Origin of the sequence: Wolbachia endosymbiont (group A) of Lasioglossum fulvicorne (assembly GCF_964028605.1) — a bacterium.
Lineage (GTDB): Bacteria > Pseudomonadota > Alphaproteobacteria > Rickettsiales > Anaplasmataceae > Wolbachia.
Window position 1 is genome coordinate 114904 of the sequence record NZ_OZ034798.1, and the last position, 16414, is coordinate 131317.

The 16414-nt window shown below is 35.4% G+C and carries 15 protein-coding genes and 2 pseudogenes; 11 read left to right on the plus strand and 6 right to left on the minus strand.

Annotated elements, in window-relative coordinates; genetic code table 11:
- Positions 1-58: 58 nt before the first annotated feature.
- Entirely contained in the window at positions 59-1339 is a 1281-nt protein-coding gene (locus tag ABWU71_RS00610; RefSeq protein WP_353284530.1) for an iron-containing alcohol dehydrogenase, read from the minus strand.
- A 42-nt stretch (positions 1340-1381) separates the two neighbouring features.
- Here ABWU71_RS00610 and dapE point away from each other — a divergent pair, with 42 nt between their 5' ends.
- On the plus strand, positions 1382-2578 hold the full coding sequence (dapE, locus tag ABWU71_RS00615; RefSeq protein ID WP_353284531.1) for a succinyl-diaminopimelate desuccinylase: 1197 nt from the start codon (positions 1382-1384) through the stop codon (positions 2576-2578).
- Positions 2579-2695: 117 nt separating this feature from the next.
- On the opposite strand, the gene nth is transcribed toward dapE, so the two are convergent.
- On the minus strand, positions 2696-3334 hold the full coding sequence (gene nth, locus ABWU71_RS00620) for an endonuclease III (RefSeq protein WP_353284850.1): 639 nt from the start codon (positions 3332-3334) through the stop codon (positions 2696-2698).
- 27 nt (positions 3335-3361) lie between these two features.
- Positions 3362-4798, minus strand: a complete 1437-nt coding sequence (gene icd, locus ABWU71_RS00625) for an isocitrate dehydrogenase (protein WP_353284532.1) — start codon at positions 4796-4798, stop codon at positions 3362-3364.
- A 145-nt stretch (positions 4799-4943) separates the two neighbouring features.
- Here icd and ABWU71_RS00630 point away from each other — a divergent pair, with 145 nt between their 5' ends.
- From ABWU71_RS00630 to ABWU71_RS00660, 6 genes and pseudogenes are all read left to right on the plus strand, one after another.
- Positions 4944-5336: an RDD family protein gene (locus ABWU71_RS00630; protein WP_353284533.1), complete on the plus strand. Its 393-nt coding sequence runs from the start codon at positions 4944-4946 to the stop codon at positions 5334-5336.
- A 31-nt stretch (positions 5337-5367) separates the two neighbouring features.
- Positions 5368-6160 (plus strand): IS5 family transposase gene (locus tag ABWU71_RS00635; RefSeq protein WP_265023453.1). Its coding sequence is split into 2 segments (ribosomal slippage): positions 5368-5631 and positions 5633-6160, totalling 792 coding nucleotides; the frame shifts between segments, so codons are not numbered across the junction.
- Positions 6161-6619: 459 nt separating this feature from the next.
- A pseudogene (locus tag ABWU71_RS00645) lies at positions 6620-6802 on the plus strand (IS630 transposase-related protein); the annotation flags it as partial.
- Between the two features lie 58 nt (positions 6803-6860).
- A protein-coding gene (locus tag ABWU71_RS00650; protein WP_353284534.1) for an IS630 family transposase occupies positions 6861-7720 on the plus strand; the annotation gives its coding sequence in 2 pieces (ribosomal slippage) (positions 6861-7185 and positions 7185-7720; 861 coding nt in all).
- A 28-nt stretch (positions 7721-7748) separates the two neighbouring features.
- Positions 7749-8431 (plus strand): annotated as a pseudogene (locus tag ABWU71_RS00655) (IS630 family transposase); the annotation flags it as partial.
- 15 nt (positions 8432-8446) lie between these two features.
- On the plus strand, positions 8447-8749 hold the full coding sequence (locus tag ABWU71_RS00660; RefSeq protein WP_353284535.1) for an RDD family protein: 303 nt from the start codon (positions 8447-8449) through the stop codon (positions 8747-8749).
- A 166-nt stretch (positions 8750-8915) separates the two neighbouring features.
- Here ABWU71_RS00660 and rho read toward each other — a convergent pair whose 3' ends face one another.
- The 3 genes from rho to ABWU71_RS00675 form a co-directional block, all read right to left on the minus strand.
- On the minus strand, positions 8916-10319 hold the full coding sequence (gene rho / locus ABWU71_RS00665; RefSeq protein WP_353284536.1) for a transcription termination factor Rho: 1404 nt from the start codon (positions 10317-10319) through the stop codon (positions 8916-8918).
- Between the two features lie 199 nt (positions 10320-10518).
- A complete protein-coding gene (locus tag ABWU71_RS00670) occupies positions 10519-11121 on the minus strand; it encodes a cell cycle transcriptional regulator TrcR (protein ID WP_353284537.1) in 603 nt (200 codons plus the stop codon).
- Between the two features lie 176 nt (positions 11122-11297).
- A protein-coding gene (locus tag ABWU71_RS00675; protein ID WP_265023453.1) for an IS5 family transposase occupies positions 11298-12090 on the minus strand; the annotation gives its coding sequence in 2 pieces (ribosomal slippage) (positions 11298-11825 and positions 11827-12090; 792 coding nt in all).
- A gap of 229 nt (positions 12091-12319) precedes the next feature.
- On the opposite strand from ABWU71_RS00675, the gene ABWU71_RS00680 reads away from it, so the two are divergent.
- From ABWU71_RS00680 to ABWU71_RS00695, 4 genes are all read left to right on the plus strand, one after another.
- Positions 12320-14128: a peptidylprolyl isomerase gene (locus ABWU71_RS00680; RefSeq protein ID WP_353284538.1), complete on the plus strand. Its 1809-nt coding sequence runs from the start codon at positions 12320-12322 to the stop codon at positions 14126-14128.
- 323 nt (positions 14129-14451) lie between these two features.
- Positions 14452-14772, plus strand: a complete 321-nt coding sequence (gene rpsP / locus ABWU71_RS00685; RefSeq protein ID WP_353284539.1) for a 30S ribosomal protein S16 — start codon at positions 14452-14454, stop codon at positions 14770-14772.
- Between the two features lie 10 nt (positions 14773-14782).
- Positions 14783-15760 carry a polyprenyl synthetase family protein gene (locus tag ABWU71_RS00690; RefSeq protein ID WP_353284540.1) on the plus strand — a complete coding sequence of 326 codons (978 nt, stop codon included), beginning with the start codon at positions 14783-14785 and terminating at the stop codon, positions 15758-15760.
- A 61-nt stretch (positions 15761-15821) separates the two neighbouring features.
- The gene (locus ABWU71_RS00695; protein ID WP_353284541.1) at positions 15822-16391 is read left to right on the plus strand and encodes a nucleotide exchange factor GrpE; all 570 of its coding nucleotides are present in this window, start codon (positions 15822-15824) and stop codon (positions 16389-16391) included.
- The last annotated feature ends 23 nt before the right edge of the window (positions 16392-16414 follow it).

Here is a 16414-nt window from a genome sequence, read left to right on the forward strand (position 1 = left end):
AAAAGGGTTTAGCTTTTGGCCTATGATCTCTTTAGATGACAGAATTTCACTACAAAACTTAACTTTCTTCTATGCAGTTAGCTAAGTCAAGAAAGGTGAATCTATCTCTTGTTACAAACGCAAGATCGACCACTTTACAATATTGTTCTTTATTCCAACTGAGGTGCTCTGGTAAGTGTGGAATTGATAGATCTTCAAATATTTTTTGCAGGTGTTTTGCAGGTAGTAAATTTTGCTTAATTAAATTGGAAATATTAGTCCATTCTTTACAAATAATCTCTTGGATTTTTTGCTGCATAATTTGCTTCTGTTCAAAAGTTCTTACAAATTCAATATTACCAAAGCACTGAGTTATATGTTTTACATCTAAAGTGGTCGGTTTGATAATCGGGTTTTGTATTGATAATATCTTTTCCTGCAAATTAGCCATGGTAATCGTCGTAACAGCAATTTTTTCGCCATGTAGTGAAGAATAATCTTTTGTTACCATTTCCATTGCGTGAGCTATCATATGCTCTCCTTGGCTTGCAGAATAGCTGCCTTTTGACATCACCATTCCAAGTCCTGAAATTAGTAGAACTTCCATAAGTAATAGGACCACTTTTCTACTTCTTTTAGTAAGTGCCGTATACTCTCTTAGCAAAATTTGCTCCAAATCGCGAACAAATGTAAAAGGTAATTCATTGTATTCTGTGCCAAGCAACAAATGAGATAGCAGCCAGTCAGCCTGAACTGTTGAACGACAAATGAAATCTGCAAATCCGCTTAATGTGAGGCGCAGTGGTGCATTGGCAAGTATGTCTATATCTATATATACTGCTCTTGGAAGATGTGCTTTGAACGATTTTTTATATCCATTTACTAATATTGAAGCATTTGCAGATGTATATCCATTCATAGAAGCGGCTGTTGGGAACGATATATAATCTTTTTTCTCGAGGTAGCTTGCATATTTGCAGATATCGTTAACGGTGCCGCTACCAAATGCAACTATTAAGTCACTGTCTTTTGCTTTGTTTCTAACTAGATTTACGGTTTCAAGAGAGGCAGCTCTGCTTGGTGTCATGCAAGTAGCTGACACTGAGATCCAGGAAAACAACTTATGGATTCCAGTGTCACGCGCTGGAATGACAGGTGGAGCTGGAATAATTAAGTTAGGAATTTTATCAAATACGTTTTTGTTTAAAAGTTTTGCTGTATTTTCATCTGCAACTAGAAAGATGTCATTTCCGTGTCGTGTGCATATTTCATAGATATCATCAGCAAGGTGGTAATCTGTTATTACTTCCCTTAGAAAAGTTTGTTCGGCTTGATGTAATATTTGTTTTAAATAGTGCATAGAGTGTTTACAATATAGCAGTATAAGTATTTTAAGATTGACATGAAAATTGACCCTGTAGAGCTAACTAGAAAATTGATCTCTTTTGAGAGTATAACACCAGAAGACAGCGGGGCAATAGAGTATATAGCAACAATCTTCAAGAAGAGTGGCTTTGATTGTGAAATTTTAGAGTTTGGTGATAAAGTTAAAAATCTTTATGCGAAATATATAAATGGAGTACCAAATTTGTGCTTTGCTGGGCATGTTGATGTTGTGCCACCAGGTCAATTAAAAGATTGGGCATTTGGTCCATTTAATCCAGAAGTGAGGGATGGAATGTTATATGGAAGAGGGGCCGCTGATATGAAAAGCGGAGTAGCTGCATTTATTGCTGCTATGGTAAATTTGATTGCAGAGAAGTTTCAATTTAATGGTTCGATAAGTGCATTGATTACCAGTGCTGAAGAAAGCATGGAAGAATATGGAACAAAGGCAGTTTTGGAATGGATGAAAAGTAAGCAGAAAAAGATAGATTTTTGTGTAGTTGCCGAACCAACCAGTAGTGAGAAATTAGGTGATACCATAAAAATAGGCAGAAGAGGTTCTGTAACATTTGAATTAATTTGCCATGGAAAACAAGGGCACGTTGCCTACCCAGACCTAGCAGATAATCCAATATATAAGGTAATATCGATATTGAGTAAGGTAAAAAATACTACTTTTGATCATGGTAATAAATATTTTCAGCCTTCACATTGCGAAGTTACTACTATCGATGTTGGAAATAATACTAGCAATCTAATACCTGGTTCAGCAACTACACGTTTTAACATTCGATATAACAATGAACAAACACCGGGTGGCTTATATAAGCTGATTGATGAAATATGCTCTAGTGTAACTAGCGATTATAAACTTTCTGTGCATAGCAGCAGGGACGTTTTCCTCTCTACTCCCGATAGAAATACTGATATTATGCTTGATGCGATAAATAAAGTTACCAGTATTGATGCTGTGCTGAGCACAAGTGGTGGCACATCTGACGCTGCGTTTATCAAAGATGTTTGTCCAGTGATTGAATTTGGTATAATCAACAAAACCGCACATCAGACAAATGAATGCGTATTAGTAGACGATGTACACAAGTTAACAGCTATATATAAGGAGTTTATAGAAAATTATTTCAATCCCACTAATAAAATATTGAATCAGGTCAACGTAGTTAGTAGTATATCTAGCGGTCCATTGTTAGCTTAGATGTAATCAGATCTCTTGCATAACTGTTGTTTGAATAACAACTGGTGTCATTCCAGCAAAATGTGTCAAGTAAGTTTTTTCGTTTCTATAGCTACTTGGATGACAAAAAAAGAAATACTAGACTTTATACCTTTTGCACTCAAATTCACATAAATCATGAATTATGCACGTTTCACACGAAGGTTTCTGTGCTTTGCAAACATATCTACCATGCAAAACTAGCCAATGATGAGCATAAAGCAGGTATTTTTTGGGAACCACATTTAAAAGAGATTGCTCTGTTTTAAACACATCTTTTTCTTTCACAAGCCCAACTCTATTGCTCACTCTAAAAACGTGAGTATCAACTGCCAATGTTGGAATGCCAAGCCCCGAATTTAAGAACACATTAGCGCTCTTTCTCCCCACTCCAGGCAAAGACACCAAATCATCGAAATCAGTAGGCACTTTGCTATTGTGCCACTCAATCAATATTTTGCCGAGCCCGATTATATTTTTTGCTTTGGAATTATATAAACCAATACTGCTTATGCATTTTCTCAGCTCACTCTGCCCAAAGCTCAGCATTTTTTCTGGCGTATCAGCAATGTCAAATAGTTCTCTTGTAATTTTGTTAACGCTTACATCAGTTGTCCGTGCTGATAAAACTATCGCAACCAATAATGTAAAATGATTGGTGTAATTTAGCTCTATTTTTGGCGCAGGATTTGATTGTTGAAACTTTTCAAATATTAGTTCTACTTTTTTTGAGTCCATTTCATTTACCACACCTCTTTTAAATATTTAAACGAAAAACCCCTCTTTCCCATCATATAAATACAATTTGTCCATTCTCACCACGTCAAAATTGTGTTCTTCGAGTTTGATTAGCAAGTTATTTACATCACTATTTGTAATAGCTTGCTTTTCATTATTTGCGATAAACCTACAGGTTATTTGGTCACTTGAAGGTTTTGAGTTTCCTGGCCAAATCGCAAGTCCTTTTGAGTATATTGCTATAATTTGCGGATTACTTGATTCAAATAATCCTACTATTTGATCAAAATTACTGGATTTGTCCCAAGCGAGAGTTATATCACTACCCACTAGCTTTTTAACTTTGTAATCTTGTTCGTAATTGTCTTGTACTTTATTTATTTTACTATCCAAATTTATTTTACTATCCGAACCACTGCCAATTATAAGCTCAGCAGGTTTCTTTCCTAAATTATCTATAACAGCTTCTGCAAATTCTTTGGTACCAACTTTCTGTTTACTTCTTTTCTCCTTATACAAATCGGCAGTGTGTATTCCATCCTCCAAAGTCTTGAGCCATGCATCGTAGATTAGTTTTGCAGTACCCACTTGACCTATGTAAATTAGCATATGCACTGCAGCATTTAAAAGACCAGAAGGATTGGCTATGTTTTTTCCTGCAATATCAGGGGCAGAACCGTGCACTGCTTCAAACATTGCGTATTCATTTCCGATGTTGCTACTTCCGGCAAGCCCCACAGATCCAGAGGTTTGTGCGACTATATCTGATAATATGTCGCCATATAAGTTCTCGGTTACTATAACATCGAAATTCTCCGGTTCTGTGGCAACACGTGCCATTCCAATATCAACTATATAATGTTCTGCCTTTATGTCCTGGTATTCCTTTGCAATGCGATCAAACGCGGCATGGAAAGTTCCGTCAGTCATTTTCATGATGTTATCTTTAGTCAGGCAAGTTACTTTTTTTCTGTTGTGTTTTTTCGCGTATTCAAAAGCGTACCTGCATATCTTCTCTGAGCCAGACCTAGTAATAATTTTAGTGCATTGGTAAGAGTCACCAGTGAGCCTATGCTCTATTCCGGTGTAAACGTCCTCTTCATTTTCGCGTATTACTACGATATCAAACTTATCGAATTTATTTTCTATAACAGGATGATATGAAATGCATGGTCTGATATTTGCATACAACCCTAGATTTTTTCTGAGTGCAACGTTTAAGCTTTTGTGGCCTTTACCTTGAGGAGTTGTTGTCGGAGATTTTAATAATATTTTTGTCCTTTCAATTGATTCCCAACCACTTGGAGAAATTCCGTGAGACCATTCTTTACTGTAAACACGCTCCCCTATTTCAATAATATCTATTGAGATTTCCGCTTCTGCTTCGCGCAATATCGACAGCACCGCTTCCATGATTTCTGGTCCGATACCGTCGCCATATGCAACTGTGATTGGTGTTGACATAACTTCCCTAGTTATAAATGATTTAATATTAATTTAAATAATAGAGTGGCACAAGTAGCTAATATTACCCAAGTTAGTATATTTACGGTTATTTAATAACGTATTTTTATATTACATGATGATATTATGAAATATAGGTGGGGTTATGAATACTGAAATAAATGTTAAAGTAAATTATGTAGGATTTACAAGGCGTATTGTAGCAGAAATACTTGACCTCATCATATTTTCCCCTCATTTTATCTTCGGTTTTATCTATGGTGTATTCATCGTATCATTACAAGATCAAGATAAAGACTCTTTTCAGGAACTTGCACAACTAGCAACAGAAATACCATTTATAGTTTCTACAGTGATCGCAACATTAGTACTAACAATATCCAAAATATTAATGGTAACAAAACTTGGTGGTACCCCAGGAAAACTATTGTGTGGTATGCATATTAAAGATGCTAATACATTTACAAATGTTACCCTTATGCAAGCAACAATAAGATGTATTTCTAAGAACCTGTACATGATCTCAAGAAAGGAATAAACTAAGAGATAATATATATAAGTTAGGATATATGAGGAGTTTATACCCAAGTGATATAAGTCGGGAAAGATTTGAGATTATGTTACCAGATCTAGAGTCCTGTAGAAAAAAAACAAAACCAAGGAAACTTGATTTGTATGATGTATTTTGTGGAGTGTTATACGTTCTGAAAAGCGGTTGTCAGTGGAGAATGCTACCAAAAGAGTTTCCAAAATGGCGCAATTGTTACGACTATTTTAAGAAGTGGAGTGAAAAACCAGATGCAGATAAAGAAAGTGTTCTGGAGCTGGTGTTAAAAAAAAATAGTTGGCGTGGTCCGACAAAACAATGGTCGGAAAGAAAAAACCAGCTTCTGCATAATTGATGCACAGAGTGTAAAAAATGCAGATACTGCTGAAGAAAAAGGCTATGATGCAGGCAAAAAGATTTCAGGAATAAAACGCCATATTGCAGTAGATACGCAAGGTTTGCCCCATGCAATTTATATAACAACAGCAGAGATAACTGACCGTAGCAGTGCTGTGAGAATGGTCGAAAATGCAAAAGAAAACCTCTCGGGAGTTAAAAATGTACTGGTTGATGCAGGCTATACTGGAGAGAATTTTGCAACTCAAATAAAAACGATTATTGGTGCAACCGTTGAAGTGATAAAAAGAAATGAATTACATTCCTTTGTTGTATTGCCCAAAAGATGGGTTGTGGAGCGATCTTTTGCTTGGTTAGAAAAATGTAGAAGATTGTGGAAAAATTGTGAGCGAAAACTCAATACTAGCCTACAAATGGTCGTTCTGGCTTTCACTGCCTTACTTCTGAAAAGATTATGAACAGGCTCTAAGGGAAGCATCTGGATTATTTTTCGCTTTTTGCTTCATCTGCATTATCATGGTTATACTTTTCTATATCTTTTAATTGTGCTAATTTTATTTTTGTTTGCAGTATTTGATCAACGCAAACAGACTTTTTACGATAAAATTGTAAAAACAGTAGTGATAGACTATAAGTCTAGTTGATATTTTTCTTTATAGGTAGTACATGGATAAAAAAGTAAACTACTCAACGATGACAAGACGTACTCTAGCATTTATAGTTGATTGTATTTTATTTATCGCAATACCATTTGGTTTAATGGCGGTGGGTTTCTCACTTACACACGCAATACAAGGGATCATGGGTGCAATAATTGTAATCACCACGATTGTATTTTCTTTATTTTTAATGATATAGCTCTTTTCATAGAAGTCCGGATGTGATAAGATAAGGATAGACGATGATAAGGAGGTTGAGTGCCAGCAGCATATAGTTATGACTTAAGGAAAAAAGCAATGGAAGCGCTAGAGGAGGGAGGAAGCAGAGAAACAGTGGCAGCAAGATTTAAAATTGGACGAACTACTTTATGGGAGTGGCAGCAAAGAAGAAAAGAAACAGGAGACTTTCAATCAAAAAAACTTGGAAATGGAGGTTATAGCTCTTTTCATAGAAGTCCGGATGTGATAAGATAAGGATAGACGATGATAAGGAGGTTGAGTGCCAGCAGCATATAGTTATGACTTAAGGAAAAAAGCAATGGAAGCGCTAGAGGAGGGAGGAAGCAGAGAAACAGTGGCAGCAAGATTTAAAATTGGACGAACTACTTTATGGGAGTGGCAGCAAAGAAGAAAAGAAACAGGAGACTTTCAATCAAAAAAACTTGGAAATGGAGGTTACAATCACAAAATTACCGACTGGGATGCCTTTGCTAAATTTGCCAGAGAAAACGGAGGAAAGACTCTGTCGGAAATGGCTAAACTTTGGGGCAACGTTAGTATCCAAACGATCCACCTAGCTCTCAGAAAAATTGGATTTACGCGCAAAAAAAGACATATGGATACAAGGAAAGAAACGAAGAAAAACGTGCTGAATTCTTAAAAATTATAGCAACAAAAGAACCAGAAAACTTAGTTTATATAGATGAGTCTGGCATTGATAACACAGAGGACTATCCATATGGGTATTGCCAGAAAGGACAGCGGTTTTATGGCCTAAAATCTGGAAAGAAAACTCAACGAATCAGTATGGTTGCAGCCTTAAGTAGAAGAAAGATAGTTGCTCCATTAACCTTTGAAGGCCACTGTAATATGGATGTTTTTAATGGATGGTTTGAGCAATTTTTGACACCGATCTTGGAACCTGGACAGACTGTCATTCTTGACAATGCTACTTTTCATAAGTCTGGTAAGATTATCGAGCTTGCTAGAGGAGTTGGTGCAGAAATTTTGTATCTGCCGCCGTATTCTCCAGATTTCAACAAAATTGAGCATCATTGGTTTGCTATAAAAAACAGAGCTAGGAAAAACATTCCTCTATTCGAATCCTTTCGTCGTGCTGTTGATTCTGCCTTCCTATGACCTGTTCGGACTATTATGAGAAATACTATACAATCACAAAATTACCGACTGGGATGCCTTTGCTAAATTTGCCAGAGAAAACGGAGGAAAGACTCTGTCGGAAATGGCTAAACTTTGGGGCAACGTTAGTATCCAAACGATCCACCGAGCTCTCAGAAAAATTGGATTTACGCGCAAAAAAAGACATATGGATACAAGGAAAGAAACGAAGAAAAACGTGCTGAATTCTTAAAAATTATAGCAACAAAAGAACCAGAAAACTTAGTTTATATAGATGAGTCTGGCATTGATAACACAGAGGACTATCCATATGGGTATTGCCAGAAAGGACAGCGGTTTTATGGCCTAAAATCTGGAAAGAAAACTCAACGAATCAGTATGGTTGCAGCCTTAAGTAGAAGAAAGATAGTTGCTCCATTAACCTTTGAAGGCCACTGTAATATGGATGTTTTTAATGGATGGTTTGAGCAATTTTTGACACCGATCTTGGAACCTGGACAGACTGTCATTCTTGACAATGCTACTTTTCATAAGTCTGGTAAGATTATCGAGCTTGCTAGAGGAGTTGGTGCAGAAATTTTGTATCTGCCGCCGTATTCTCCAGATTTCAACAAAATTGAGCATCATTGGTTTGCTATAAAAAACAGAGCTAGGAAAAACATTCCTCTACTCGAATCCTTTCGTCGTGCTGTTGATTCTGCCTTCCTATGACCTGTTCGGACTATTATGAGAAATGCTATACCATGTATATTTCATATATTCATGCTAGTAAAATTTGGCGGCACTCCAGGACACTTGTTATTTAGCATGCGTGTAAAAGACAAAGATACATTTGAGTCAATCACTACAATGCAAGCAATAAAAAGGACTATAGCTCTTTTTATAATTTATCGCATATCACTTTGTAATCCTATTTTATTCTTAGCTATACTAATCTTAGTTTTAGTGTGTGCAGTAGGTGATGAACATAAACAAGCTTTTCACGACAAAATTGCAAACACGGTAGTGATAGATTATAAACCTAGTTGATATTTTCCTTTAGCTGTCTGCCACCAAGGGTGTCATTCCAGTGTCACGCGCTAACTTAAGGTAAGTTGCCAATTTAACTATAAATATATTTTGGTAAATTCAAATTATTTTAGCTATAAGAGCGTTTTACTTTTTGCTCAGCATATCCATCATAACTGGCTTACTTTTAGTGATTCATGGAGTTAAAAAAGTCAGCATTGCTCTTTGTTAAAAGTAGTTTGTCACGTAAAAATTCCATTGCTTCAACAAGTCCCATAGGATTGAGTATCCTACGCACCACCCATATTTTATTTAGTATAGCCTTATCAACTAATAGCTCTTCCTTCCTTGTTCCGGATTTTGTAATATCAATAGCTGGAAATATACGTTTATCAGAAAGTTTTCTATCAAGTATGATCTCAGCATTTCCTGTACCTTTAAACTCTTCAAAAATAACTTCATCCATTTTTGAGCCAGTTTCTATAAGAGCTGTGGCGATTATAGTTAAAGAACCACCATTCTCAATATTACGAGCTGCTCCAAAAAAGCGTTTTGGTCTCTGCAGTGCGTTTGAATCTACACCACCAGTTAGAACTTTCCCAGACGAAGGAATAACCGCATTATAAGCACGTGCAAGTCTAGTAATATTGTCAAGTAGAATTACCACATCTTTTTTATGCTCAACCATTCTTTTAGCTTTTTCTATTACTATTTCAGCAAGCTGTACGTGACGGTAAGCAGGCTCATCGAACGTAGAACTTACTACCTCACCTTTTACAGAACGTATCATATCTGTTACTTCTTCAGGTCTTTCATCTATAAGTAACACTATTAATTCTACTTCAGGGTGATTTATAGCTATAGAGTTAGCCATTTGCTGAAGCAATACAGTTTTTCCTGTGCGAGGTGGAGCAACTACTAACGCTCTTTGCCCTTTTCCAAGAGGAGCTACTATATCTATAGCACGCATGCTTAAGCCTTTTTTATCATCACCACTATTACACTCAAGTACTATGCTTTCCTCAGGATAAAGAGGAAGCAAATTATCAAAATGGACGTACTTTCTTAATTCACTTACTTCAGTAGAGTTTATACTTTGAACCTTAGTTAAAGTAAAATATCTTTCTTTATCACCAGGTGGCCTTATTTCTCCATATGCCATATCTCCTGTACGTAAATTAAACTTCTTTATTTGCCCGTTAGAAATATAAACATCATCGGTACTTGGGGCATAATTTGCACTTGCTGAACGTAAGAAACCAAAACCATCAGGCAATATTTCCACTATTCCACTCCCTGTGGTTATGCCTCCTTCTTCACTCATTTTCTTCATTAAGCTGAATATTATTTCCTGCTTTAGCATTCTACCATTGCTTTTACCGTTAGTTAAAATTTTTCTTTCTTCAGCTAACTCTAACAATTCTTCTGCTGTTTTCTCTTTTAATTCGCTCAGATCTAATGTTTTTCTGTTTTTCTCAGTACCTTCGTTGACCATCTGTTTTACTGTATCGTTATTGCAAATTTGCTCACTTTTTTCAGGTTGAGCTGTAACCTTTCCTTCTGCCAAAACATCTCCATTGATTGTTGTCATAATCCTCCAAAAATTTTAATTGATGCTTACTAGCCTAAAATGTGACTATAAGATAATAAATTAGGCTGAGTTAGTTTCAGTGCGTATTAAGCTTAATTATCATTAAACCCCGTACTTTACTTACATTATACTAATAAACACTAGCAAGTCAAGTTAATTTAATGTTAACAAAGCACAAAAATTTGAGGATTTTCAATAGCTATTCTTTATATTTTTTTAACCTTTCTTGCTTCTCCTCTTCTACTTTTGCTTTTTCCACTTCTGCTTCTAAATTTTCTTGACTACATAAGCCGAGTAGTACAGGATCTTGGGGTTTTATATTTTGCATGTTATGATGAGATCCATCTCTTACCTGCTCAACTGTGTAATTTGTTGTACTAATTAATTTAGCTATAACGTTATTGTCCAAGATAGGAAATTTTTTTACTAAATAATAAATCGCATCAGGTTTATCTCTACGCCTTGCCGTAGAGGCAAAGCCAAGAATGCTACCAATCGCTTTACTCCTTTTTTTTATATTTTTTATAATCAAATTTGGTACACGGTTTGGATTTTTTTTGCAATCATCGATTTCTTTTTCAGTAATTACTCCAGAAATAATAGGGTTATATTTTTCGACTTCTATTTCCTCATCAGCTATGTCTTGTACTTCTTCAAGGGCCAATCTGCAACATTGTGCTATTTGATTAAAAGTTAAACCAGTGTTGTCTACTAACCAAGCAGCTATTTGCACTAGAAACTGTTTATTTCTATCGTTATTGCCCTTAGAAGATTCCATTGACATCAAAAAAGCATCTCCCATTTAAAGTATCCCTTACTGTTATACAGAGCTAAAATATAAACTATTAAAACTAAAAAAGCATTAATTTTGTCATCCAATAACTTTTTGTTTGTCACTTCCCACCTCTTAAGTTAATTAAATGCGCTTACCTTTAAGCATATTTCAAACAAAATATTTCCCCCTTCCTAAGAGCCTGTTCATAATCTTTTCAGAAGTAAGGCAGTGAAAGCCAGAACGACCATTTGTAGGCTAGTATTGAGTTTTCGCTCACAATTTTTCCACAATCTTCTACATTTTTCTAACCAAGCAAAAGATCGCTCCACAACCCATCTTTTGGGCAATACAACAAAGGAATGTAATTCATTTCTTTTTATCACTTCAACGGTTGCACCAATAATCGTTTTTATTTGAGTTGCAAAATTCTCTCCAGTATAGCCTGCATCAACCAGTACATTTTTAACTCCCGAGAGGTTTTCTTTTGCATTTTCGACCATTCTCACAGCACTGCTACGGTCAGTTATCTCTGCTGTTGTTATATAAATTGCATGGGGCAAACCTTGCGTATCTACTGCAATATGGCGTTTTATTCCTGAAATCTTTTTGCCTGCATCATAGCCTTTTTCTTCAGCAGTATCTGCATTTTTTACACTCTGTGCATCAATTATGCAGAAGCTGGTTTTTTCTTTCCGACCATTGTTTTGTCGGACCACGCCAACTATTTTTTTTTAACACCAGCTCCAGAACACTTTCTTTATCTGCATCTGGTTTTTCACTCCACTTCTTAAAATAGTCGTAACAATTGCGCCATTTTGGAAACTCTTTTGGTAGCATTCTCCACTGACAACCGCTTTTCAGAACGTATAACACTCCACAAAATACATCATACAAATCAAGTTTCCTTGGTTTTGTTTTTTTTCTACAGGACTCTAGATCTGGTAACATAATCTCAAATCTTTCCCGACTTATATCACTTGGGTATAAACTCCTCATATATCCTAACTTATATATATTATCTCTTAGTTTATTCCTTTCTTGAGATCATGTACAGGTTCTAAGGTATAGTATAACTCAGTTAAACATATGTTCCTATTTAAGATTAGAGAATTAAATTTTAAGTTAATATATTGTAATATTATATATATTAGCTAATAAAGCAACAGGTTTACAAGCATTAAATTATCACTATTCTATAATTAACCATTAATTAACAGGGTTTAAAATGAATGTTAAAAATTTTTTCACTAAAGTAACCGTTGTCCTTTTAGCTTGCTTGTTAATCTTCATGGGAATTGGCAACCTTTTATCAGGTGATGATGAAAAAGAAGAGGTAGCTAGGGTTGGAAAAGAAGTTATAACGTCAGATGAGTATAAGTCACTATATCAAAATTATGAAAAGCAAATTTCTGGATCTGATGCGAGTAGAGAACAAGTAAAAAAGCTAAAATATAATTTGCTTAACGCACTTATAGAGCAAAAACTATTGTTTAACCTAATTAGTGAGCTGGGGTTGACAGTTGGAGAAGAGTCTATAAAAAACCATATTAAAAACACCAAATACTTTCAAAATGATAAAGGCGAATTTGACAAAAATAAATTCCATGAAACGCTAAATGACCTGCATATGACAGAGAAAGAGTATATAGCAAAGCTAGAGAAAGTCCTGCCTGCAATGATGTTCATGACTTCATTATTTAAAGATAATTATCCGGTGACTTTTGGCGAGAAAATTGATGAGCAGATATACAAAAGTCGCTACCAAACTAGAGTAGTTGATATTGTTAAAATAACTGAAGATGCAGTTACAAACATTCCTGAACCAGATGATCAAGCCTTGCTTGATTTGTATGAAAGAAATCAATCCCATTTTTATTATCCTGAGTATCGAACTGCGCAATATATTTCCCTAGACCAAAAGTATTTTGAAGATCAAATCAAGATCTCAGATGAAGAAGTTGATGGTATAATAGAACAACAAGAACTTAAAGATCAAAGAGATATATTCAATGTAATATTTTCTACCAAAGAAGAAGCTGAGACAGCAAGAAGAGCATTTGAGGAGGGTAAAACAAGCTTTGAACAGATAGTAGAAGAGTTTGGCAAAACAAAACTTGAGGAAACTAGAGTAAATAATATAACTAAGGATTTTTTACCAGAAGACGTGAGAGAGAAGGTATTTGCTCTCAAAGTAGGTGAAGTAAGTGAAGTTTTAGCAAGCAGTTTTGGTTGGCACATAGTAAAAGTGGAAAGTGCGCATCAAATCTCTGATGAAGACTTAGTTGATTTAAAACAAGATATAAAGTCAGTTTTAACTAACCAAAAGTCTTTTGAAAGAGTCAATGATTTCATAAACCAAGTGAACTATAAAATATACAATGGTTCAACAATTGAAGAAATATTGAATGAATATAATTTACCTATGCAAACTATTGGTCCAGTAGATGCGAGTGGAAAAGATCAACTCGGTAATAGCGTAGGAGATTCTGGTGATTTGATTTCTTTTATTTTTTCGCGAGAAAAGGATCAGAAAGGTTATTTTAAGGGCGTTGGGGACGCTGTTGTTAGTGTAAAAATCGTCGATATCGTTCCACCCAAATTGCAAAGTTTTGAAGAAGGCAAGGCATTAGCGGTAGAGCTTTGGCGTAGTGAGTTTATAAAAGAAAGAATGTTTAAATTTGGGCAAGAGGTTGCAGTTCAACTAAGAGAAAAAACAGATTTGGAAGAAATTCAAGGTGTGGAATTAGTTAAAGGTCAGCAGATACACCGCAATGAAGTGGATCAACAAAACTACCCCTTTTCTTTTGTAGAAGAGATTTTCAATATGAGAACAACTGGTTCAGTGACAGATCCTATTCAATACAATAATGAAATTATAATAGGTGTTCTAAAAGAAATGCATTCATCAAATGGCAAATTAAACACGCTTGACACCGGAAAACATGTGATGATATCGCTAAAAGAGCAATTAATTAGCTATCTGGAATCAAAGTATAAAGTCGAAGTTAATCACGCTATACTTGATGATATATAATCAAAAATCTTATAAGTTGCTTCAAACGCATCCAGTGCCCAGACACTGGGATCCAGGAATTTTATTAAGTTGGTAAGCATAAAAGTAGCCGTTTTATGTTAAAATACAACGTTTTAATGATTAAAAAAAGGCTGGATTCCAGACTGGAATGACACCATTTGCTGTGCAATTTACCTTCAAAAATGAATGTTTGTATAGCTGTGCGCCCGGCACTGCCCTACATTATTGGTAATTATATTATAAGGTGCAAAAGTTGTATAATTCATTTGACTTAAAATGGCTCATTGTATAAAATTGTAACTAATATATGAATAAAGGTTAACATGGCAGTTAAAATAAGGTTGGCGAGGTTTGGCGCAAAGAAACGTCCTTTTTATAGGATAGTTGTAGCTGACTCACGAGCACCAAGGGATGGGCGTTTTATTGAGAAAATAGGACAATATGATCCAATGTTACCAAAAGACAATAAAAATCGTGTTGTGGTGAAAGCTGATAGATTAAAACATTGGCTAAGTGTAGGCGCGCAGGCAACTGAAAGAGTACTGTGGTTTATCAAAAAAGGCATAGTAACTTTAGAAACAGAACCAAAGAAAACAGAAAAGAAGGAAGTAGAGAACGAGAAAGCACAAGGGCAAGAGGCATAAGTCTCTTAAAATGCTAATAACAAACAGCGATAAATTAGACGATATTGTATCTTCTGATTTGTCAGCTATGAATGACTTTGTCTTCAAAAATGTCAATGATGAAGATGCCAAGCTTGCTACTGATATTATATCTCATCTTGTTAGGTCAGGTGGAAAAAAAATAAGGCCTAAACTAGTTTTTATTATATGTAAAATGCTAAACTATTCTGGGGAGAATAGGATCAACGTTGCTGCATCGGTAGAGTTTATACATAATGCTACTTTACTTCATGATGATGTGCTCGATGAAAGTGAGGCACGCCATGGAGTTAAAACAGCGAATAAAATTTGGGGAAATAAATCGAGCATTTTAGTTGGTGATCTATTGTTGACTCTAGCATTTAGATGGCTTATAGAGTGTGGAAATTTAAATATTCTCTCTATTTTATCTAAAGCATCGCATTTACTTGTGAAGGGTGAAATAAAGCAGATGACAACACGTTTTGACCCCCACACAGTCAGGGAAAATTATTTTGATATCATTGGAGAAAAGACAGCATCTTTATTTTCTGCATGCTGTGAAGCTGCATCAACAGTATCTGGTGCAACAAATGACGAAACAGAGAGGCTAAAGAATTTTGGTTTTAATTTTGGTATGGCATTTCAAATAGTTGATGATATGCTCGATTATACTGCTAATCAAGGCACTTCTGGAAAGCAAATCGGAAAAGACTTTTTCGAAGGTAAAATCACCTTACCTGCTATTATAGCATACGAAAAGGGCAGTCCAGCAGAGCAAAAATTCTGGGAAAAATGCTTTTCTTCAGCTAGACACAATTTTGACCAAGCATTACACTATATTAATCACCATAATGCCATTCAGCTTTCTATGGAAAAAGCTAGACACTACATTAATATGGCGCTAAATGATATTAGTACTTTTTCTGATTCTTTTTATAAAACTACTTTAATTAACTTTTTAAATGCGAGCATAGAAAGACGAATGTAGCTGGCGCTTGATATTTTCAGATTAATTGTTATATATTTATTAGATTCTTAAGGGTAATGATATGTCAGATAGCAGTAAGGAGAAAAAGAAGAAGTTTGCTGATATGGTAAGTAGGCAGAAAGGTAACGACCAACAAAGTGATAACCATAAGCAAACTGATGATTTAAATGAAGATCTCAATACATTAAAAGAACGTGCAGCCCAGCTTGAAGATCATTTACGCCGTGCTGTTGCAGATAATGAAAACGTCAAACGTATAATGCAAAAGCAAATTAGCGATGCAAGTGACTACGCAGTCACAAAATTTGCACGTGATATGATCGACTCGTGCGACAATTTAAAAAAAGTAATGGAAATTTTGAAAGACGGTGATCCTGTTCATGAAGGAATCAAAGTAGCTTATCAAAAAATTATAAATGATCTAAAAAAACATGAAATAGAAGAAGTAGACCCACTTGGTGAGCTTTTTGACAGTAATTTACACCAAGCTGTTGTGGAAAGAGAAGACAATGAAAAAGAGCCTGGCACCATTGTAGAGGTACTACAAACTGGTTATACTATCAAAAATAGGTTGCTCCGTCCTGCAATGGTTATTATTTCTAAGAAATCTGCTGATTGTGGAAGCGATTAGCGAAACACATGAGGTAAATGTAT